This window comes from Pseudorhodobacter aquimaris (assembly GCF_001202025.1).
Taxonomy (GTDB): Bacteria; Pseudomonadota; Alphaproteobacteria; order Rhodobacterales; family Rhodobacteraceae; genus Pseudorhodobacter; species Pseudorhodobacter aquimaris.
Genome location: NZ_LGHS01000067.1, coordinates 134403 through 155028 on the forward strand (window position 1 = coordinate 134403; position 20626 = coordinate 155028).

16 protein-coding genes and 1 pseudogene are annotated in these 20626 nt (G+C 60.4%); 11 read left to right on the top strand and 6 right to left on the bottom strand.

Annotation, left to right across the window (positions count from 1 at the left end; genetic code table 11):
* The first annotated feature begins 56 nt into the window (after window positions 1-56).
* From hutI to AKU94_RS20470, 9 genes and pseudogenes are all read left to right on the top strand, one after another.
* A complete protein-coding gene (hutI, locus tag AKU94_RS13185) occupies window positions 57-1253 on the top strand; it encodes an imidazolonepropionase (protein WP_050527721.1) in 1197 nt (398 codons plus the stop codon).
* Window positions 1250-2764 (top strand): histidine ammonia-lyase, encoded by a 1515-nt coding sequence (hutH, locus tag AKU94_RS13190; protein ID WP_050527722.1) that lies wholly within the window; start codon window positions 1250-1252, stop codon window positions 2762-2764. Before hutI ends, hutH begins: the two co-directional genes overlap by 4 nt.
* Complete coding sequence (locus AKU94_RS13195; protein ID WP_050527723.1) at window positions 2761-3948, top strand: CaiB/BaiF CoA transferase family protein; 1188 nt, start codon at window positions 2761-2763, stop codon at window positions 3946-3948. The genes hutH and AKU94_RS13195 overlap by 4 nt, the downstream gene beginning before the upstream one ends.
* The gene (locus AKU94_RS13200; protein ID WP_050527724.1) at window positions 3945-5087 is read left to right on the top strand and encodes an acyl-CoA dehydrogenase family protein; all 1143 of its coding nucleotides are present in this window, start codon (window positions 3945-3947) and stop codon (window positions 5085-5087) included. The genes AKU94_RS13195 and AKU94_RS13200 overlap by 4 nt, the downstream gene beginning before the upstream one ends.
* Window positions 5088-5100: 13 nt before the next feature.
* Window positions 5101-6783 (top strand): urocanate hydratase, encoded by a 1683-nt coding sequence (gene hutU, locus AKU94_RS13205; RefSeq protein WP_050527779.1) that lies wholly within the window; start codon window positions 5101-5103, stop codon window positions 6781-6783.
* A gap of 364 nt (window positions 6784-7147) precedes the next feature.
* Window positions 7148-8236 (top strand): TRAP transporter substrate-binding protein, encoded by a 1089-nt coding sequence (locus AKU94_RS13210; RefSeq protein WP_050527725.1) that lies wholly within the window; start codon window positions 7148-7150, stop codon window positions 8234-8236.
* Between the two features lie 55 nt (window positions 8237-8291).
* The gene (locus tag AKU94_RS13215) at window positions 8292-8792 is read left to right on the top strand and encodes a TRAP transporter small permease subunit (RefSeq protein WP_050527780.1); all 501 of its coding nucleotides are present in this window, start codon (window positions 8292-8294) and stop codon (window positions 8790-8792) included.
* Window positions 8789-10339: a TRAP transporter large permease gene (locus tag AKU94_RS13220; protein ID WP_050527726.1), complete on the top strand. Its 1551-nt coding sequence runs from the start codon at window positions 8789-8791 to the stop codon at window positions 10337-10339. The genes AKU94_RS13215 and AKU94_RS13220 overlap by 4 nt, the downstream gene beginning before the upstream one ends.
* A gap of 149 nt (window positions 10340-10488) precedes the next feature.
* Window positions 10489-10718, top strand: a pseudogene (locus AKU94_RS20470) (hypothetical protein); the annotation flags it as partial.
* Window positions 10719-10981: 263 nt separating this feature from the next.
* Here AKU94_RS20470 and rsmA read toward each other — a convergent pair.
* The 6 genes from rsmA to lptF form a co-directional block, all read right to left on the bottom strand.
* Window positions 10982-11818, bottom strand: coding sequence for a 16S rRNA (adenine(1518)-N(6)/adenine(1519)-N(6))-dimethyltransferase RsmA (gene rsmA / locus AKU94_RS13225; RefSeq protein ID WP_050527727.1), 837 nt, complete (start codon window positions 11816-11818; stop codon window positions 10982-10984).
* Window positions 11805-12791: a 4-hydroxythreonine-4-phosphate dehydrogenase PdxA gene (gene pdxA / locus AKU94_RS13230; RefSeq protein ID WP_050527728.1), complete on the bottom strand. Its 987-nt coding sequence runs from the start codon at window positions 12789-12791 to the stop codon at window positions 11805-11807. Before pdxA ends, rsmA begins: the two co-directional genes overlap by 14 nt.
* 4 nt (window positions 12792-12795) lie before the next feature.
* Complete coding sequence (locus AKU94_RS13235; RefSeq protein ID WP_050527729.1) at window positions 12796-13995, bottom strand: peptidylprolyl isomerase; 1200 nt, start codon at window positions 13993-13995, stop codon at window positions 12796-12798.
* A gap of 79 nt (window positions 13996-14074) precedes the next feature.
* Window positions 14075-16210 carry an LPS-assembly protein LptD gene (locus AKU94_RS13240; protein ID WP_050527730.1) on the bottom strand — a complete coding sequence of 712 codons (2136 nt, stop codon included), beginning with the start codon at window positions 16208-16210 and terminating at the stop codon, window positions 14075-14077.
* Window positions 16207-17301 carry an LPS export ABC transporter permease LptG gene (gene lptG, locus AKU94_RS13245; protein ID WP_050527731.1) on the bottom strand — a complete coding sequence of 365 codons (1095 nt, stop codon included), beginning with the start codon at window positions 17299-17301 and terminating at the stop codon, window positions 16207-16209. The genes AKU94_RS13240 and lptG overlap by 4 nt, the downstream gene beginning before the upstream one ends.
* On the bottom strand, window positions 17298-18443 hold the full coding sequence (gene lptF, locus AKU94_RS13250; protein ID WP_050527732.1) for an LPS export ABC transporter permease LptF: 1146 nt from the start codon (window positions 18441-18443) through the stop codon (window positions 17298-17300). The genes lptG and lptF overlap by 4 nt, the downstream gene beginning before the upstream one ends.
* Window positions 18444-18649: 206 nt before the next feature.
* On the opposite strand from lptF, the gene AKU94_RS13255 reads away from it, so the two are divergent.
* Window positions 18650-20122 carry a leucyl aminopeptidase gene (locus AKU94_RS13255; protein ID WP_050527781.1) on the top strand — a complete coding sequence of 491 codons (1473 nt, stop codon included), beginning with the start codon at window positions 18650-18652 and terminating at the stop codon, window positions 20120-20122.
* A gap of 4 nt (window positions 20123-20126) precedes the next feature.
* Window positions 20127-20579: a DNA polymerase III subunit chi gene (locus tag AKU94_RS13260; protein ID WP_050527733.1), complete on the top strand. Its 453-nt coding sequence runs from the start codon at window positions 20127-20129 to the stop codon at window positions 20577-20579.
* Window positions 20580-20626 lie beyond the last annotated feature (47 nt).

Genomic DNA, 20626 nt, shown 5'->3' on the forward strand with positions numbered 1-20626 from the left:
GCGTTGACAGATTTAATATGTATGTACATAATAATCGAAATACGAGGGGAATCAAGATGGAAATCGGGGCGCAGACAGTAATCCTTGGGGGCAGTGTGGCGGGTGCCGGACCGTTCATTGCGCAAGGGGCCGTGGTGGTGGATGCAGGGCGCATCCTTTGGGTCGGGCCGCAAGCCGACTTGCCAAGTGATTATGCCTCATGGGATATGCTCGACCTTGAGGGGCGGCTTTTGACCCCGGCTTTTATTGATTGCCACACCCATATCGTGCATGGCGGCCACCGCGCGCGGGAATTTGAGATGCGTCTCGAAGGGGCCAGCTATGAAGAGGTCGCGCGCGCCGGTGGGGGGATTGTCTCGACCGTTACGGCCACCCGCGATGCGGATGAGGATAGCCTTGTCGCATCCGCGTTGCCGCGTCTGGATGCGCTGATCGGCGAAGGGGTTTCCTGTGTTGAGATGAAGTCCGGCTACGGGCTTGACCGGGAGGTAGAGCTGCGGATGCTGCGTGCGGCGCGGCGCTTGGGGGATCTGCGTCCTGTGCGTATCCGTACCAGCTTTCTGGGCGCCCATGCAACGCCTGCCGAATATAAGGGCCGCGATGATGCCTATATTGATGAGGTGTGCATCCCCACCTTGCGTGCGGCCCATGCCGAAGGGTTGGTCGATGCGGTGGATGGGTTCTGTGAAGGAATTGCATTTAATACCGTGCAGATAGCGCGTGTTTTTGATGTAGCACGTGAACTTGATCTGCCTGTGAAGCTGCATGCAGAGCAACTCTCGAATATCGGGGGCTGTGCCTTGGCTGCCCAATATGGCGCGCTGTCGGTCGATCACGTGGAATATGCCACAGAGGCAGATGCCAAATTGCTGGCGGCAAGCGGTACGGTGGCGGTTTTGTTGCCCGGTGCCTTTTATGCGATCCGCGAAACGCAGATGCCGCCGGTTGCGGCCTTCCGCGCCCACGCTGTGCCGATGGCGCTGGCGACCGATTGCAATCCGGGCACCTCACCGATGACCTCGCTTTTGCTGGCGATGAACATGGGCTGCACCCTGTTTCGCATGACGCCGGATGAGGCGCTGCGCGGTGTTACCGAACATGCCGCCCGCGCTTTGGGCCTGACGGATACTGGCGTGATCGCGCCGGGGATGCGGGCTGATCTCGCGATCTGGAATGTCGAGACACCGGCCGAGCTTGCCTACCGTTTTGGATTTAACCCGCTGCACCAGCGGATTTTTGGGGGAAAAGAATGAAGCTGACACCGGGCGCGACCACGCTGGACAATCTTGAAACCCTTTGGCGCGGTGACGGGATCGCAACGCTGGACCCAAGCGCGCGCACGGGGGTTGAGGCCGCTTGTGCTCAGGTTGCCGCCGCCGCAGCGGGCACGGTGGCCGTTTACGGCGTGAACACCGGCTTTGGCAAACTGGCCAGCGTCAAGATCGCGCCCGAAGATACCGCGACCCTGCAACGCAACCTGATCCTGTCGCATTGCTGTGGTGTAGGCGAGCCGCTGGACGAGGCGACCACCCGGCTGATGATGGCGCTGAAATTGCTGTCGCTGGGGCGTGGGGCCTCGGGGGTTCGCTGGGCGGTGATCGAACAGATCGAAGCCCTCTTGGCGCATGGGGTGATCCCGGTTGTGCCCTCTCAGGGGTCGGTTGGCGCCTCGGGTGATCTGGCACCATTGGCCCATATGGCGGCCACGATGATCGGTGCGGGCGAGGCGGTCTATCAGGGCGTGCGCATGGCCTCGGATAAGGCGCTGGCGCAGGCGGGGATATCCCCCTTGGTGCTTGGCCCGAAAGAGGGGCTTGGCCTGATCAATGGTACACAGTTTTCAACCGCACTGGCGCTGGTCGGCCTGTTTGAGGGCTGGCAGAATGCGCGGGCGTCCTTGGTGACGGCGGCGATGTCGACCGATGCGATTATGGGCTCAACCGCGCCTTTGCAGCCGGAAATCCACAGCCTGCGCGGTCATCGTGGCCAGATCGACGTGGCCGCCGCTTTGCGCGCGGTGATGGAGGGATCGGTGATCCGCGACAGCCACCGTGAGGGCGATACCCGCGTTCAGGATCCTTACTGCATCCGCTGTGTGCCGCAGGTTGTCGGTGCCGCTGTGGACCTCTTGCGCTTTGCTGCCACCACATTGGAGACCGAGGCAAATGCCGTGACCGACAACCCGTTGGTGGTCTCGGCGGGCATCATATCTGGTGGGAACTTCCATGCGGAACCTGTTGCTTTTGCAGCAGATATTATCGCGCTGGCCTTGGCAGAGATCGGCGCGATCGGGCAGCGCCGTGTGGCCTTGATGGTCGATCCGACACTGTCCCATGACCTGCCGCCGTTCCTGACACCGGCGCCGGGGCTCAACTCTGGCCTGATGATTGCCGAGGTGACCACGGCCGCTTTGATGAGCGAGAACAAGCATCTGGCCAACCCCTGCTCCACCGATAGCACGCCGACTTCGGCCAATCAGGAGGATCACGTTTCCATGGCCGCCCATGGCGCGCGGCGCTTGGGGCGGATGAATGCGAACCTCTCGGTGATCTTGGGGGTTGAGGCGCTTTGCGCGGCGCAAGGCATCGGCTTTCGCGCACCGCTGGAGACCTCTGGCCCGTTGCAGGCGGCCGTTGCGGCCCTGCGCGAGGTTTCGCCGGTTTTGGCCGAGGATCGCTATCTCGCGCCGGATATTGAGGCGGCCTCCGGTTTGGTCCGCGCAGGCGTTCTGGCAAATGCCGCCGGTGTGAGTCTGGCGTTATGAAGCCGTTGCAAGGTATCCGTGTCCTCGATCTGACCCGCGTTCTGGCTGGTCCGTTTTGCACCGCCCTTATGGCCGATCTGGGGGCCGAGGTCATCAAGGTGGAGCCACCGCATGGCGATGACTACCGCCATATCGGCCCCTTTGTGGACGGGCATTCCGCGCTTTTTGCGCTGACCAACCGAGGCAAATCCTCGGTTGTTCTGGACCTCAAGGCAGATGAGGGCAAGGCGGTTGCGCGCCAGCTGGCCGCGACCTGCGATGTGGTGGTGGAAAACTTCCGCCCCGGTGTCGCCGCCAAGCTGGGCCTTGGTGCCGAGACCCTGCGCAAGGACAATCCGGCGCTGATCTATTGTTCCATCTCGGGCTTTGGTCAAGACGGACCTTACAGCGATTTGCCCGCCTATGACATCGTGGTGCAGGCGATGTCGGGCCTGATGGAGGCCAATGGCGAAGAGGGCGGCGCGCCCTTGAAAGTGGGCGAGGCACTGGGGGATCTGATGGCGGGTCTCTATGCCGCTTGGGGGATTGCGGCGGCCTTGGTGGGGCGCGCGCAAACCGGGCAGGGGGCAAGCCTTGATGTGGCGATGTTCGATGCGCTATTTTCCTTGCTGCCGACCAGCCATGCCATTCATTTCTATGCGAAATCGGCGGTGGAGAGGGTGGGCAACCGTCATCCCTTGTCAACGCCTTTCGGAGCTTATGCCACATCGGATGGCCATGCGATTATCGCTGTTTTGGGGGATCGTCAGTTTGCGGCCCTATGCGGGGTGATCGGCGCGCCCGAGGCGGCCAGCGATCCGCGTTTCGCCAATGACGAGACCCGCACCCAAAACGAGCCCACGCTCAAGGCACTGATCGAGGCGTGGTCGGGCCAGATGACGACCGCGCAGGCGGTTGAGGCCCTGCGCGCGGCCCATATTCCCACCGCGCCGATCCTGACACTGGCCGAGGCGGCCAGTAGCCCCCATGCCATCGCGCGCGGGCTGGTGTCCGATATCCCGCATCACGGGCTGGGGACCGCGCCGGTTATCGGTCAGCCGGTGCGTTTTGATGGCGAGAAGCCAGTTGCCAGCAGTGGCGCGCCGGCTTTGGGCGGCGGCTCGCAGGCAGTTATGGCCTCATTGGGCCTGAGTGAAGAACAGATAAGCGGCTTGATTGCTGCCGGAATTGTGAGGACGGAATGACCGATTTGTACCATATGCTTGATGAGGCCGAATGCGCATTCATCACGCAGCTAGAACGTTTTGCCGCCGAAGAGCTGGCCCCCCACGCCCATGCCACCGATGAGAGCGGTGAGTTTGTTCACGCCCAACTGCGGGCTTTGGCGCAGACCGGCATGATGGGTGCGAACCTGCCAGAGGCTTGGGGCGGGGCGGATATTTCGGCGCAGGCGCTGTTGCGGGCGGTCGGGGTGATTGCGGGGGCTTGTGGGTCCACGGTCTCGGCCCTGACGGCGCATTATCTGGCGACGGATTCGATTTTGCTGGGCGGGGATGACGCTGCGCGCGCGCGCTATTTGCCGGATGCCGCGACCGGGGACCGCCTTGGCGCATTCGCGCTGACGGAACCCTTTGCAGGCTCTGATCCGGCGGATATGCGCACCAAGGCCACGAAAACCGCGGATGGTTGGCATCTCAAGGGGCGCAAGTGCTTTATCTCTAATGGTGGGGTTGCGGATTTTCTGGTGGTCTTTGCTGTGACCGATCCGGCCGCCGCCCATCGCGGGATCTCGGCCTTTGTGGTGGATAAAGGCACCCCCGGCCTGCAACCGGGCCGCGCCGAGAAAACCATGGGCCTGCGCGGCGGCCATGTCTGGGAGCTGGATTTCGACTGCCAGCTGCCCCAAAGCGCGTTGCTTGGCCCCGAAGGGTCGGGGTTCAAGACCGCGATGAAGGTGCTGGACAATGGCCGGCTGGAGGTTGCCGCCATGTGTATCGGTATCGCTTCTGCCGCGCTGACGGCTGCGACCGAATGGTCCAAGACCCGCATCATCGGGGGCGAGCCCCTAGCGGCCAAGCAAGGCATCCGTTGGCAGCTTGCCGATATGGCGCTGGACCTGCGCGCCGCCGAATTGATCGCGCTGGAGGCGGCGCGCCTGCGTCAAGAGGGCACGCGTTTTTCGATGCAGTCCAGCATGGCCAAGCTTCACGCCTCCGAGATGGCGGGGCGTGTGACCGATGGTGCGATCCAAATTCACGGCGGCTATGGTTTTACCCGCGATTTCCCGCTGGAACGCTATGCCCGCGATGTGCGGATCATGCGCATCTATGAAGGCTCTTCCGAAATTCAACGCAATATTATCGCCGCGCATCTGCTGGCCTGAACCGGAGACTATGATGACAAACCCACGCCACAACACCCGCGACATTTTTCCCGCAACCGGAACCGAGATCACCGCAAAAAGCTGGCTGACCGAGGCCCCCTTGCGGATGCTGATGAACAACCTGCACCCCGATGTGGCCGAAAATCCGCATGAGCTGGTGGTTTACGGCGGTATTGGCCGCGCCGCCCGCACATGGGAAGATTTCGACCAGATCTGCGCCTCATTGCGTGAGTTGAACGATGACCAGACGCTTTTGGTACAATCGGGCAAGCCTGTCGGCGTGTTCCAGACGCATAAGGACGCGCCCCGAGTGCTAATCGCCAACTCCAACCTTGTGCCGCATTGGGCAAATTGGGACCATTTCAACGAGCTGGATAAGAAGGGTCTGGCGATGTACGGCCAGATGACCGCCGGATCGTGGATCTATATCGGCACCCAAGGCATCGTTCAGGGCACCTATGAGACCTTTGCCGAGGCTGGTCGCCAGCATTATGAGGGCAACCTGAAAGGCAAATGGATCTTGACCGCAGGGCTTGGCGGCATGGGCGGCGCGCAACCACTTGCGGCAGTGATGGCGGGGGCTTGCTGTTTGGCGGTGGAATGCGACGAAACCCGCGCCGATTTCCGTATCCGCACCCGCTATTGCGACGAAAAGGCCCATACGCTGGATGAGGCATTGGCCCTGATCGACAAATGGACCAAGGCCGGTGAGGCGAAGTCTGTGGCGCTGATCGGCAATGCGGCGGATGTGTTTCCGGAACTTTATGCCCGCATGAAGGCCGGTGGCCCGCGCCCCGATATGGTGACGGATCAGACCTCTGCGCATGATCCGGTGCATGGCTATTTGCCACAGGGATGGTCTGTCGCCGAATGGCGTGCGAAACAGGAATCCGATCCTAAAGGCGTGGAAAAAGCCGCGCGCGCCAGCATGAAGGCCCATGTCGCTGCAATGGTCGATTTCTGGAATGCCGGTGTGCCGACGCTGGATTACGGCAATAACATCCGTCAGGTTGCACAGGAAGAAGGGCTGGAGAACGCCTTTGCCTTCCCCGGTTTCGTGCCTGCCTATATCCGGCCCTTGTTCTGCAAGGGGATCGGGCCGTTCCGCTGGGTCGCGCTTTCGGGTGATCCCGAGGATATCTATAAAACCGATCAGGCGATGAAAGAGCTGTTCCCCGAGAACGAGCATCTGCACAACTGGCTGGATATGGCGCGCGAGCGGATTGATTTTCAGGGTCTGCCTGCGCGGATTTGCTGGATCGGGCTGGGGGATCGCCACAAAGCGGGCCTCAAGTTCAACGAAATGGTCGCCTCAGGTGAGTTGAAAGCCCCGATCGTAATCGGCCGTGACCATCTTGATTCGGGTTCCGTGGCCTCGCCCAACCGGGAAACGGAAGCCATGAAGGATGGATCGGATGCGGTGTCGGATTGGCCATTGCTGAACGCGCTGCTCAACACCGCTTCTGGGGCAACCTGGGTCAGCCTGCATCACGGTGGCGGCGTTGGCATGGGCTTTTCGCAGCACTCGGGCATGGTTATTTGCGCCGACGGGACCGAGGATGCGGCACGCCGTTTGAACAACGTGTTGTGGAATGACCCGGCGACGGGCGTGATGCGCCACGCCGATGCGGGCTATGATATTGCGCTGGATTGTGCGCGCGAACATGACCTGAATCTGCCGGGGATTTTGAAGTAACCAACACGGGTGATACCGATGTGAAAACCGTTGTGGTTCGGGGGGCAATACGTTCCCCCGGGCGGCCTCGGTATCGTCAAAGGGAAACATGTATTACATGATTGATTAAGAACAATTTTTTCCTTGCAGGACGGGGCTGGTTTGGTCATTGATCAAGGAATGCACATTCGGGGTTTGAGTGCTGAAATAGCGCCCATTGGGAAAGGATGTTTTTTAAAAAACGGCTCTTCATACAGGGGGGCTATTCCGGTTAGGACAGCATTTCGGATAGGGTCGGGAGGTGCATCCCCATTTCCGGCAAGGCTGCCGGGACCGGGTTGAATAACACAGAATGTGATGATCCGAATTCAACAAGGAGAGAGCAATGAAAAGACGTAATTTTATCACCGCCGCTGCTGGCGTGGGGGCCGCGGCCCTTGCCAGCCCTGCCATCGCGCAAGATGTTCGCAAATGGCGTCTTGTTTCGGCATGGCCCAAAAACCTGCCCGGACCCGGTGTGGCCGCCCAGATCTTGGCTGACCGCATCACCGCACTGTCAGGCGGCCGCATCGAGGTAGAGTTGTTTGCCGCCGGTGAGATCGTCCCCGGTCCCGGCGTCTTTGACGCGGTGAGCGAAGGCACGGCAGACATCTACCACGCCGTTCCTGCCTATTGGGGCAGCAAATCCAAGGGTATCTTGCTGTTTGGCAGCCAGCCTCTGGGTCTGACCGCGATCGAACAGCACGGCTGGATGCTGCATGGCGGCGGACAAGCGCTTTATGATGAGATGTATGCGCGCTTTAACCTCAAGCCCTTCCTGACAGGCAACTCGGGCCCGCAATGGGCGGGGTGGTTCCGCAATGAGATCAAATCGCTTGATGACCTGAAGGGGTTGAAATACCGCACCACGGGCCTCAATTCCGAGGTGATGTCCAAACTTGGTGTCGCGGTTGAGGCGATGTCCGGCCCGGCCATGTTCCAGGCCTTGCAATCAGGCGCCCTGGACGCGGGTGAGTTTATTGGCCCCTGGAGCGATAGTGCGCTTGGCCTTTATCAGGTTGCCAGCAATTACTACGGTCCCGGCGTGGGGGAGCCATCCTCGGCTGAGGAATGTGGCATCAACCTCAATTCCTGGAACGATCTGCCCGATGACCTGAAACAGGCTGTCGAGGCCGCGGCGCAATCGATGTATAACCCGGTCCTGACCGAGTATAACACCAAACACGCGCTTGCCTTGCGCGCGCTGGTTGCCGATCACGGCGTTACCCTGCGCGAATGGCCCGAGGAAATCACCATCGCCATGGGCAATGCAATGGGCGAGGTGATTAACGAGCTACGCAATTCGGACGATGAGCTGGTTCAGCGCATCACTGAAAGCTTCCTCGCCTATCGCAAGCTGATGGTGGAATATATGCCATGGGCCGACAACGGCCAGATGAACGCCCGTAACCTTGCTTTCAATTACGGCGATTGATTTGGAAACAGCGGCCCCGGTTTTTGCCGGGGCCGCCTTTTGTTCTGGGGGTGTGATGGACCGTTTTGCAGACAGGCTGGACCTGATAAATCGTGGCGTTGGGGGCATTGTCATGTGGACCGCGCTGATCATGGTCTTGGCGCAATTTGGCATTGTGATGCTGCGTTATGTCTTTGGTTACACCTCGATTTTCATCAATGAATCGGTGCTCTACCTGCATGCCACCCTGTTCATGCTGGGGGCGGGATATACGCTTTTGGTCAATGGCCACGTGCGGGTTGATATCTTTTATGCCCCGCTGTCCCAGCGCAAGAAGGCGCTGATAGATATCTTCGGCCACCTCTGCCTGTTACTGCCGTCGCTCGGGATTTTGCTTTATTACAGCTGGCCGTCGGTGCGACGGTCGTGGTCGATCATGGAGGGGCCGATTTCGGTGGGCGGTGTGCCTGCGTCCTTCTTGCTCAAGACCCTGATCCCGGCGTTTTGTATTTTACTGTTGATCCAGGGCCTGTCGGCGCTGTTGCGGGATTTGATCCGCTTGGGAGATAAAGCATGACCCTGCCGCTTGACCTGATGATGTTTGCCGCCCTGATCATCGTGATCCTGATGGGTTATCCGGTGGCGTTTTCCATTGCAGGGGTTGCCACAGGCTTTGCGCTGCTCGGTTCCGCGCTGGGGGTTTTTGACCTTGGGCTGATGGGGGCCTTGGCACAGCGGTTTTTCGGGGTGATGACCAATCCGGTTTTGACGGCAATCCCCTTGTTTGTGCTGATGGGGGTGGTGCTAGAAAAATCCCGTATCGCTGAGGAACTGCTGGAAACCATGGGGCGTCTGTTCGGCTCTATGCGCGGCGGCTTGGGGGTCTCGGTGATGCTGGTGGGGGCGCTGCTGGCGGCCTCGACCGGGATTGTGGGTGCCACGGTTGTTGCCATGGGGATGATTGCGCTGCCTGCGATGTTGCGCAACGGGTATAACCCGCGGCTTGCATCGGGAATGGTGGCCACGGCGGGCACTTTGGGTCAGATCATCCCGCCGTCCACCTTGCTGATCATTCTGGCCGAGGTGATGTCATCGGCATTCCAGCAAGCGCAATACGAACAGGGCAAGTTTTCGGTTGAAACGATTTCCGTTGGCCAGACCTTTGCCGCGGCCATTGTGCCGGGGCTTTTATTGATGGTGATCTATATCCTCTATATCCTCGGGCGTGCCTGGCTGGTTCCGGGCGATGCCCCCGCGATGCGTGAGCAGGCCCTAAAGCCATCGGCCGCAGAGATTTTCGGCGCTATCGCCCCGCCGGTCTTGTTGATCTTTGCCGTGCTTGGCGCAATTCTGGGCGGGGTTGCCAGCCCGAATGAGGCCGCCTCGGTCGGGGCGGTGGGGGCGATCTTGCTGGCGGGGATGCGTCAGGGTGCGCCGCGCAAACTGATCCTTGCAGGGGCGGCGGCGTTGTTGGTTCTTGCCTTTGCGGCAGGGCTTGCGCCCGTGCGGTTACAAAGGTCCGATGCGGGACCGTTGGAATATGCGATGGCTTTGGCCTATGTATTGCTGGCACTGATCGGAATTGCGGCAATCGTTGCGGCCTTGCAGGCGACATTTCGCAAGGGGATCATGTTTGCCGCGATGGGGCAGACGATGGTCGTTACCTCGATGATCTTTGCGACGATCCTGATGGCGTCCTATTTTAGCCTTGTCTTTGTTGGCCTTGGCGGAGAGCACCGCGTCGCCGATATTCTGGAATCGCTTCCCGGTGGGCCGACAGGGGCGTTGTTCTTTGCGATGGCCTTTATCTTTATCCTCGGGTTCTTTCTCGATTTCGTCGAGATTTCGGTGATCTTGCTACCGCTTCTGGTGCCGCCGCTGATTTTGATGGGCCATGATCCGATCTGGCTGGCGGTGTTGATCGCAGTGAACCTGCAGACGTCATTTCTGACGCCACCCTTTGGGTTCTCGCTATTCTATTTGCGCGGGGCTGCCCCGCCGGAGGTGACAACCGGCATGATCTATCAGGGGGTGGCACCCTTTATTGTGCTGCAGGTGGTTGCGATGGTGCTGATATGGGCCTTGCCCACGCTTTCAACATGGTTGCCTAGACTTATCTTTTAAGGGGCGCGTAAATAACGCACTCCATAAGGTGGACCCGTCGCGGTTTTTTGCCGCCCCTGCATCAGCGACATAATCAGTCTTCGCTGTTGCAACCCATGCAAATAGGGGGACGAATTTTACAAAGGTGCGGGCCGGAAAAGCCGCGTTAGAACGCTTGTATAGAGCGATACAATCGAGCTGCGCGCAAGGAATGGCTGGGAACTCATATTTTTCATATAGGCTCAGAGGTACAAAATCACGCCCACATTGGCTATGGATTCACGACAATGATCGCCCAGATATCGCTCTTACGGTTTGCTCTCAACCGGTTGACCGGCGATGGGGCAACGGCGGCATCACGCCCGCTATGAAACTGAACCAGCACCAAATAGCGGTGTAGTTCCAGTTTTAAACGCCTTGAAAAACGGAGCGTTTCCTCGTCATGATTTTTGCCTCTATCAGGGAAATCTCATGCGAGGTTATTCGGCCCAGGATGAGGTTTGTAGCACAGAAATCTGGCTGAAATCAGGGTGGGCCTTGGCGCATGAATGCGCATTAAGGAACCATTATCCTTGAAAAGGTGCCAAGGTTGACGAGGCGGCTTTTCTACATGTATCGCTGAGGGCAATATGTCCGTTTCTTTCGTCCCGACCCATCGTCTGGTTAGGCGTAGCCCGATGATAGGGCGCAGAATTTTTCCAATGAAATTTCCTCGGCGCGGGCGGTGGGTGCGATGCCGACGGCCTCTAGCCGCGCCTCGATATCAGGGCCCATCGCCTTCAGGCTGGAGCGCAGCATCTTGCGGCGCTGGTTGAATGCCATCGCGGTAATCCGCGACAACATCACCGCATTGGCCGGAAAACGCGGCGCGTCAAGCCGTGTCAAATGCACCACGGCGGAATGGACCTTGGGCGCGGGGCTAAAGGCTTCGGGCGGCAGGGTCAGCACAATACGCGGATCGGTGCGCCATTGGGCCAGCAGGGCAAGGCGGCCATAAGCCTTGTCACCGGGCTTGGCCACGATGCGCTGCGCCACCTCTTTTTGGAACATCAGCGTCAGGCTTTGCCAGAAGGGCGGCCATTCATCGGGCGAGAGCCAGCGCACCAGAAGCTCGGTGCCGATATTATAGGGCAGATTGGCCACCACCCGCACCGGTGGCGTCAGATAGGCCGAAACATCCAGCGCAAGCGCATCGGCGTTCACCACCTCTAGCTGGCCGGGATAGGCGGCTGCAATCTCTGCCAAGGCAGGCAGGCAGCGCGCATCCTTTTCCACGGCAAGCACGCGGCGCGCCCCTTCGGCCAGCAAACCACGTGTCAGGCCTCCGGGGCCGGGGCCCACCTCCAGCACATCGCATTGCGTCAGATCCCCCGCCGAACGGGCAATTTTGGCCGTCAGGTTCAGGTCCAGCAAGAAGTTCTGGCCAAGCTGTTTCTTGGCAACCAGATCATGGGTGCGGATCACTTGGGAAAGGCTTGGGAGCCCGTCAATCGCGGCCATTTTTGCCCCTCGTATTTACCATCTCATACGCCATACGCAGGGCGGCAATCAGGCTGGTGGCATCTGCAATTCCACGCCCTGCGATATCAAAAGCGGTGCCATGATCGGGAGAGGTGCGGATAAACGGCAGGCCCAAGGTCAGGTTCACGCCACCCGCAAAATCGATGGTCTTGATCGGGATCAGCGCTTGGTCGTGATACATGCAAATCGCCACATCGTATTGCGCGCGGGCCTTGGCGTGGAACATCGTATCGGCCGGAAGCGGGCCTGCGATCTGCATCCCTTGGGCGCGCAGGCGCTCCAGCACGGGGGTGATGCCTGTGATCTCCTCACCCCCCATCGCGCCGCCTTCGCCCGCATGGGGGTTCAACCCGGCCACGGCAATGCGGGGGGTGGGCAGGCCGAAATCCTGTTGCAGCCCTGCGTGGGTAATGCGGATGGTTTCCTCAAGCGCCTTGTCCGTCAGCGCGCTTGGCACTTCTGCCAGCGGGATGTGGATGGTGACCGGCACCACCCGCAATTCGGGACAGGCGAGCATCATCACCACGCGGTCCACCCCGCCTAGATCCGCAAGAAATTCCGTATGGCCCGGAAAGGCGAAGCCCGCACCATCCTTGAGTGCCTTTTTGTGGATCGGGGCGGTACAGATCGCGCTTGCCTGCCCTTGTTGAACCAAGTTCACGGCGCGGGCGATCACGGCAACCACATCCTTGGCATGTTCAGGCCGTGCGGTGCCGGGGATGGCAGGGCTGGCAAAAGGGTGGGACAGTACGGGCAATACATCCGCCGCCACATCACCGGCGTCTTGCGGGCTGTTGATGATCTGGACTTTGGTATCCGCAGGCAGGTGCCTTGGGTCCCCGATCCAAAAAAACGGCAAATCACCGCCCAGTGCCTTGCGTGCCAGCACCGCAATTTCCGGCCCGATGCCTGCGGGTTCGCCGCAGGTCAGGGCGATGGGGGCCTGTACCATGCGCTTATGGTTCGCGGATAATGGCGTTGAAGCGCAGTTCTTCGAGATAGCTATTTGCCAAAACCCCGACCCGTTGATTGAGCAGCCGTTCGCGCACGGCATCCGCATCGGGGGGCGTTTCCTGAACCGGCGTGCGGGCGCAAAGCATCAGGAACATATGCGCGGCACCGGCAGGGTAATCCACGCTTTCGCCGGGATCGAGATCAGCAAGCGCGCGGCCGATATTGGCAGGCAGGGTGCTGGCGGTCTTGGTTTCCCGGATCAGGTTTTCGGCCGGTTTACCCTTGTTGATGCCGTAAAGATCATCACAAGTGTCGATCTCGCTGCGCAGCTTGGCCGCCGCAGCGACGCCGCCCGTGGCGGACAAAACATATTGGGCGTAATCGATTTCGATGGCTTGCGGGCCCAGACCCTTGATTTCTTCCAGACCGCGCAACTGAAACAGCGCAACAGCCCCGTTCATTGGCACCGGCGGTGACACCTCACCCGGCGCAAGGCCAAGGATGGAAGAGGCCAGGGGTGCGGGCAGATTTTTCAGCGGCATCCAGTCCAGACGCCCGCCTCGAGCAGCTGTGGGGGCCGCTGAATTGCCGCGCGCGGCCGCGGAAAAACCGCCTTCGGTCTTGATGCGGGCGCGCAGCTGTTCGGCGCGGGCCATGACAGCAGCCTCTTGACCGGGCGGGGCCGGGATTACCAGTTCAGAGATCAGGACGCGCATGGCGGAATTCTGGCCCGCGCGGGCAATCGCCTCTTCGACCTCGGCATCGGAAACAAAGATCTTGCCGGCGTAGCGGCGGCGCACGACCTCGCGCCACAAAAGACCGGATTCCACAAAATCGCGGAAGGTTTGGGAGGAAACACCCGATTGCCCCAAAGCGGCTATGAATTGCTCTGCCGACATCTCAACGCGGCTGGCGAATTCTTCCATCCCGGCGGCGATTTGTTCAGGCGTGGCCTTAAGGCCCAAGGACTTGGCGGCGTCCATGCGCAGGCGGTCCTCAACCAGCGCCTTGGTTGCCAGCTCTTCCAGATCGCCCGAGGTGTTGAACAGCCGCAGCATCTGGATGCGCTGCTGCACCTCGAATTCGGTGATCGCACGGTCGTTGACATATATCCGCGGCGCAAACAGGTTTTGGGCCTGCACCGGAGCGGACCCCAGAAAAAGGGCGGAAAGGGCAATAGCAAAAACAGCAGGGCGCATCATCGTATTCTTCTCACGGCTTGGATCAGCGGGTGATCTGGTCAGTATGTGGTACTCTGCGGGGCGGGGTCATGGCAACACCCTAACCGCTACAGGCAGCGGCGCGGCCGCGCGTGGCCTTGCCGCCAAATCCCAAAAGATCGATGGAAAGGCCGAAATCGGTTGTCGGATCAACGGCGGTGGATTCGGTAAAGCGGCGCGAGATCGCCAGATCAAGCTTCAGGCATTCGTTGCGAAATGCAAGGTTGACCCCCGCCGAGGCGGCGCGGTCGGCCACAAAATCATAGCGTGTATTCAGGCTTGCCTCCCAATTGGGGTTGATCCGATAGCTGCCGTCCAATGTCAGCTCTGACACCGGATCGGTGCGGCTTTCACTCGCATCGGCGCGCATCCGCACATATGAGGACGAAAGGCTGTAGTCGTCCCGGTCCAGCTCCAGCCGCAATTCCCCTTTGGTTAGCCCAAAGTCGGAATCGAACACCAGCCGGTTGGTCATCGAGACCCCATCGGCCAGCGACAGCTGCGTCGCGGCCAGCCAATCGGAATGCGTGCCTTGCAGGCCCGAGGCGGTGCTGAACTGGCCGTAATCCTCTTTGCGGATGACGCGGCCAAGGGTCAGGCCAAGCGACCAGCCCGCCGGGTCATAGCGGGTATAGCCGATGCCGATATTGGCATAGGCACCGCGTTCAACTGCATCGGCACCGGGAAAACGGTTGATCGAAAACAGATTGCCCTCATCGAATTCGATCAATGCGCTGTCTTCATTCGGGATGTTGGTCGTGTTGCGCGTGGTCCAGATCAGTTGCACCACCGGTTCCAGGACATGGCTGGCCCCGCTTTGCGCCGCGCGCACCCACGGCCAACGCAGCTCTACTCCGCCCGACGCCGTGCCGCGAAAGCTGCTGCCTGCATAGGTTGTGTCCTGGTGAACGCGGTAAAAATCACCGTTCACCTCGGTCGTGACCGCCCCCAGAACGCCCACAGGCAGGACCCAGTTGCGTCGCCAGTCGGCGGCCAGCGAAAGTCGCGCCATATCGCGCCCGTCGCCGATTCCGTCGCCATCGCTGTCAGCAGGATTGTCAGAGCTGCGATAATGGCTGTGGGTTTGCAGACGCAGCCCGCCCTCTCCCCCGATCAGATCTGGTGAAAACCGCCGCTGATAGGTCATATCGGTCACGATAGAGGGCAGCGTGCTGTTCACATCCCCCGCCCGGATAGAGCGGTAGTTGATCAACCGGGTAGAGATGTATTCATTGCGCCTTGTGCGCGCCACTTCAATCCGGCTGTCCAGACGGTCAGCCGAGGAAATCCCGTAATCCAGCAGATAGGCCTCGTCGCTGACCACAATCCCCGAAAAGGACAGGACAAAATCCCGTGGCAGGATGAACCCGCCATCGACCTCCAGATAGCCGCGGGTTTCATCGGGAAGCAACAGATCCCGACTCAGCGCCCCTGTCACTTGCAGCGCGCCGGTCTCAAACGCCTGACGATAGCGCAGCTCAACCGTGCGCCCCTCTTTGCTGGAGATATAGGGGGTGACGGTCAGATCCTTGTCATCGCCGATCGGGATGAAATAAGGCAGCTTGACCCCGAACCCCAGGTCGCTGGTGGTGCGGAATGAGGGGGCCAGAACCCCGGCCTGACGTTCCAGCGTCGGGTCAGGGATACGTAAACGTGGCAGCCAGAAAACAGGCACCCCCGCGACACGAAGGCTGGCATCGTCGAAATAAATCTGGCGTTCCTGCTCGTCATGGATCACGCGGCTGGCGCGGATTTCCCAAAGCGGGGTCGGGTTGCTGGCACAGACCTTGCAAGATGACACCACCGTATTGCCAAGGCTGGTATAGCGGCCGCCGATGCGCATCATCTCGGATGAGGCAAGCTGTAACTGCTGATCCAGCACCAGCCGCGCGCTATGCAGCACACCATCGGCGAAATCAGATGACAGCTCTGCCTGATCGGCCAGAATGATCGTGCCGTTATCATCGGTCAGCACAATCGGCCCGCTGATGCGCAGGCTGTTGGCGCTGCGGTCATAGGTGATGCTGCTGGCCTTGAGGCGACTGCCCTTGTGGAATACCTCGACATTGCCATCGGCCACCAAAGTATCATCGCCCGCGATTGCCACACGGTCGGCCACCAGCGATGCCAAACCCTGACCATGCCCCGCAACCGGCGCAAACAACAACGACAGAATAAGGGCGAAGCGGCGTATCATCCGTCCTCCAGATGCAACAAAAGGCCCAGCGACAAGAGAACCGCGGCGACAGGTGGGCTCCATGCCGCGAGAGAAACGGGGATCTGCCCGTTCTCTCCCAGCACTTGCGCGAAATTGCGCAAAAAGAAAATCGAAAACCCGCCACAAAGCGCAAAAAGCACCATTTGGCCGGTTTTGCCGCCCCGTGCATGGCGCATGGTGAAACCGGCGGCAACCAGCACCATCGCGGCCAAAAGCAGCGGTAGGGCCATTTCCATCTGCAACCAGACACGGTGAGCGCGGGCGGAAAAGCCTGCCTGTTCCAGCTTGATGATATAGCTGGGCAGGGACCAGATCGGGATGGCCGAAGGATCACCAAATCCGTCGCGGATGCGGTCGGGGGTCAGCTCGGAGGCAAGGGTGGCGCTGTCTTGCCATGTCGCGGCAAGCTCGGGGTTGGGGGCGGTCAGATCCCAGTATTTGGCGCGGGTCAGCACCCATTGGCCAGCCTCCAGCTGTGCCTCCTCTGCCTCGACCCTTTGCAAAGGGGTGCCGTCTGGAGCAAAGATAATAAAGCTGGCCCCGAAAAGCTGCGTGCCGTCATGCCCCGCCCGCGCGGCCTTGATCACGGTCTGCCCCTCGATGCTGCCCTGACGCAACCAGAGCGCATCATCATTCAGCGATAGAACATTTTCGCTGCCGCTGGCCTGACGCGCATAAAGCAGATCATATTCTTTGGAGGTGGCCGCAACCAAAGGGTTGAGCACAGCCACGACCAACAGCCCCAAAACCAGCGCGGCACCGACCGGCGCCATCAAAAAGCGCAAACCCGACCGCCCCGCCGCCCGCACGACCACCAATTCGCTGCTTTTGGCCAAGGACAGGAACAGCGCAATCGCAGCAAGGATGAAGATCAGGGGCAGGATCGTGTAAAGGGTTGCCGGAACGTTGAACAGCGACAGCACCGCCGCTTCGGTCAGGCTGATCCCCTGGCTGGCAAAACGGCGCAGTTGCTCTACCATATCGGTCAGCATCAGGATGCCAAAAAACACCAAAAGTACCTGCATCACGACCTTGAGGAAGCGGGCGACGAAATAAAGGCTAAGCGTCATGCGGTGCCCCTTTCGCTGCTCATAGGGCCGGGGCCTGCATTGTGGCGCGCGCGGGGCCGTTGGGCAACCCATAGCATCACGCCAGAGATCGCCACCCCCAAGAGCGGTGCAAGATAGACCAGTGGCCACATCATCGCCGATTGCTGCGCGGCCGAGGATCCGGCGTTATTGACCATCTGGACCACGACCAGCAAAACAATCGCCCCGATGATCTGACGCCACAGCCCGAAGCGGCTGAACGCGCCCAAAAGCAGTGCGGCAAAACCAATCAGGGACGTGGCAAGCGCCAGAAACGGTTGGGCAATGCGCGCATGACCATCCGCGAGCATGGCCGCGCGACTTGTACGCGCCTCGGCCAGAACGGCCTCGGTCGGAAACAGCAGCTCGGCCGTCGACATCTCGTCAAGGGAGCGTTTCGCGACCTTACCAGCCGTTATAAGCCCGCCAAGATCATAGGTGAAATCCTGAAAATGTGTAACCGAGAGCCGCTGGTTGGCCAGATTATAGCTTTGGCTCATCCCGTCGAACATGATCAGCTTGGGCTCCACATCGCCGCGCACCAAAAGCGCACGCTGCGCGGTATAGGTGGTGCGTGAGCTGTCCTTGCGGTCATCGGTCAGAAAGACATCATGCAGCTCGCCATTATCGCTGATCTCGCGGATATAGAAGGTGATGCCATCCGTCGGATGCATGAATTTCCCGTCAACCAACAGCCGCGCCGTCAGATTGGCGCTGATCTCGGCAGTACGGGTGGAAAGAACGGTGCGGCTGGCGGGCACAATGACATTATAAAGCAGCACCAGCATCAAGGTCACGCACAGCCCGAAGTAAATCACGGGGCGTGCAAGCCGAAAGGCCGAAAACCCCGTCGCCTGCATTACCACCAGCTCTCCGTCCTGGGTCAGGCGGTTGGTGGTATAGACTGCGGCGGCAAAGGCCGACACGGGCAGAACCACGCGAATGACATTTGGCAGCGTCAGCAAGGAGATTTCCAGAAAGACCAGCGCCGATTGCCCGTCTCCGATAATCTGGTCGAACAGCCCCACCGCGCGGTTGACCCAATAGACCAGCACCAAGACAAGGGAGAAAAACCCGAATAGCGCAAGGAATTGCGACAGTAGGTATCTGTCGAATCTGGTCACGCGCTTATTTCCTCTTACCACTCACCCGTCTGACATTAGCCGAGATCGCGGTCAGGGAAAACTGATATATCGACAAAAATCCGGTCCGGCTGCGCGAAATACGGCTTGTGCTTGGGTCTGGTCAATGCTGGTGGCAACGGCTAGTCTTTGCGCGAATGGCAGGGCCGGGCGGCCTTGCAATCTTATCAAAGCGGAAAATTGCACCCATGACACATCCTTTGCCGATCCAGTTCCAAGAAACCGATCTCGACGCGATTGCCGAATTCGCAGGGCGTCTGGCGTTGGTCGCCGCCCCGGATGAGGTCACAGCCCGCAGCCCCGCCGCGCGGCGGATCAACAAGCTGACCAAAGGCGCGCTGAACCGGTTTCTGGCCTCGGATGCGTGGGAAAAGGTAAAAGAGGGCGCTTCGGTCGATATGGCCTGGCCCGCAGGGCTGGCGGCCGAGGCGTTGCAGGTGGTCAAGGCCGACCGGCGCGCGGATTTGGCCACGGCCCGCAAGGCCGGTGCCGCGATTGGCAAATCGGTTGGCAAGGTCGGCGTTCTGGTTCTGGCCGGAAACATGCAGCGCGCCGCCGATCTGTCGCTTGGTCTTGCGCTGCGCGCATATGATTTTGAGGTCCATCAAACCGCAGAACCGACCCTGCGTGGCCCTGTGTCGATGATGGTCAAGGACCCCGAGGCCGTGGCACTGGCCGCCAAGCCGATGGCCGCTGTGGCCGAGGGGGTGTTCTTTACCCGCGATCTTGTGAACGAGCCTGCCAATGTGTTGACCACCGATGATTTCGCCGCCCGCCTTGCCGCGATGCAAGAGTTGGGGTTGGAGGTGGAGATCCTCGAAGAAGAGGCCTTGGAAGAGCTGGGCATGGGCGCGCTCTTGGGGGTTGGCAGAGGGTCCGAAAGCCCCTCTAAGGTTGTGGTCATGCAGTGGAACGGCGGCGGCGATGAGGCGCCTTTCGCGCTGGTCGGCAAGGGTGTGGTATTCGATACCGGCGGTATTTCCCTCAAGCCTGCGGGCGGCATGGAAGATATGACCATGGATATGGGAGGCGCCGGGGTTGTTTCGGGGGTCATGCGCACATTGGCGCTGCGCCGGGCCAAGGCGAATGTGGTGGGGCTTGTCGGCTTGGTCGAAAACATGCCGGACGGGCGCGCACAACGCCCCGGCGATGTGGTGAAATCCATGAAAGGCGACACCATCGAGGTGATCAACACCGACGCCGAGGGCCGTTTGGTGCTGGCCGATGTTCTGTGGTATGCGCAAGAACGGTTCAAGCCCTGCGGCATGATCAACCTTGCCACTCTGACGGGCGCGATCATCGTGGCCTTGGGTCATGAAAACACCGGTGTTTTCAGCAATGATGACGGCTTGTGCGATGCCTTCCTCAAGGCCTGTAAATCCGAGGGTGAGGGCGCGTGGCGCTTGCCGATGGGCGATGCCTATGATGCCAAGCTCAAATCCCGTGTGGCGGATATGATGAACTCTTGCGGGCGCGATGGCGGCTCAATCACGGCGGCGCAATTCCTCAAGCGGTTCGTCAAGGATGAAACCCCTTGGTGCCACCTCGATATCGCGGGCACGGCCTTGTTGAAAACCGAGAGCACATTGGCCCCCAAAGGGGCGACCGGCTGGGGCGTGATGGCGCTTGACCGTTTGATCCGCGACAAGTTCGAGGGCTGATCTGATGGGGGTGGTGATGTTCTATCACCTCACCGCCTCTGGTATGGAGGAGACGGCGCGGGCCTTGCTTACCCGCTCGCTGCAAGCGGGCTGGCGGGTGATGTTGCGCGGTACGGATGCGGCGGGTCTGGAGCGGCTCGACCAAATCCTGTGGCAAGGCCCGGCCGAGAGTTTCTTGCCGCACGGTCTGGCCGGTGGTCCGCATGACGCGCAACAGCCCATCTTGCTGGGCACTGGCGCGATTGCCAATGGTGCAAAGGCCCTGATGGCGGTTGAGGGCGCGGAGGTCTCTCTCGATGAGGCCCGGGGGCTGGAGCGTGTGTTCATCCTGTTCAACGGCCATGACGATGTGGCCGTTGCCGCCGCGCGGGTTCAGTGGAAAACCCTGACCGGCGCAGGGCTGGCTGCGCAATATTGGTCCGAGGAAAACGGGAGTTGGGAAAAGAAAGCGGGCTAAAACCCACCGCCTGTGCCATCTGTTTCATGTTTTGCGTCGGGATTTGT

Excerpts from the sequence above, each read along its gene's own strand:
- hutI (WP_050527721.1), top strand. The coding sequence starts at position 57 with ATGGAAATCGGGGCGCAGACAGTAATCCTTGGGGGCAGTGTGGCGGGT.
- hutH (WP_050527722.1), top strand. The coding sequence starts at position 1,250 with ATGAAGCTGACACCGGGCGCGACCACGCTGGACAATCTTGAAACCCTT.
- AKU94_RS13195 (WP_050527723.1), top strand. The coding sequence starts at position 2,761 with ATGAAGCCGTTGCAAGGTATCCGTGTCCTCGATCTGACCCGCGTTCTG.
- AKU94_RS13200 (WP_050527724.1), top strand. The coding sequence starts at position 3,945 with ATGACCGATTTGTACCATATGCTTGATGAGGCCGAATGCGCATTCATC.
- hutU (WP_050527779.1), top strand. The coding sequence starts at position 5,101 with ATGACAAACCCACGCCACAACACCCGCGACATTTTTCCCGCAACCGGA.
- AKU94_RS13210 (WP_050527725.1), top strand. The coding sequence starts at position 7,148 with ATGAAAAGACGTAATTTTATCACCGCCGCTGCTGGCGTGGGGGCCGCG.
- AKU94_RS13215 (WP_050527780.1), top strand. The coding sequence starts at position 8,292 with ATGGACCGTTTTGCAGACAGGCTGGACCTGATAAATCGTGGCGTTGGG.
- AKU94_RS13220 (WP_050527726.1), top strand. The coding sequence starts at position 8,789 with ATGACCCTGCCGCTTGACCTGATGATGTTTGCCGCCCTGATCATCGTG.
- rsmA (WP_050527727.1), bottom strand. The coding sequence starts at position 11,818 with ATGGCCGCGATTGACGGGCTCCCAAGCCTTTCCCAAGTGATCCGCACC.
- pdxA (WP_050527728.1), bottom strand. The coding sequence starts at position 12,791 with ATGGTACAGGCCCCCATCGCCCTGACCTGCGGCGAACCCGCAGGCATC.
- AKU94_RS13235 (WP_050527729.1), bottom strand. The coding sequence starts at position 13,995 with ATGATGCGCCCTGCTGTTTTTGCTATTGCCCTTTCCGCCCTTTTTCTG.
- AKU94_RS13240 (WP_050527730.1), bottom strand. The coding sequence starts at position 16,210 with ATGATACGCCGCTTCGCCCTTATTCTGTCGTTGTTGTTTGCGCCGGTT.
- lptG (WP_050527731.1), bottom strand. The coding sequence starts at position 17,301 with ATGACGCTTAGCCTTTATTTCGTCGCCCGCTTCCTCAAGGTCGTGATG.
- AKU94_RS13255 (WP_050527781.1), top strand. The coding sequence starts at position 18,650 with ATGACACATCCTTTGCCGATCCAGTTCCAAGAAACCGATCTCGACGCG.
- AKU94_RS13260 (WP_050527733.1), top strand. The coding sequence starts at position 20,127 with ATGGGGGTGGTGATGTTCTATCACCTCACCGCCTCTGGTATGGAGGAG.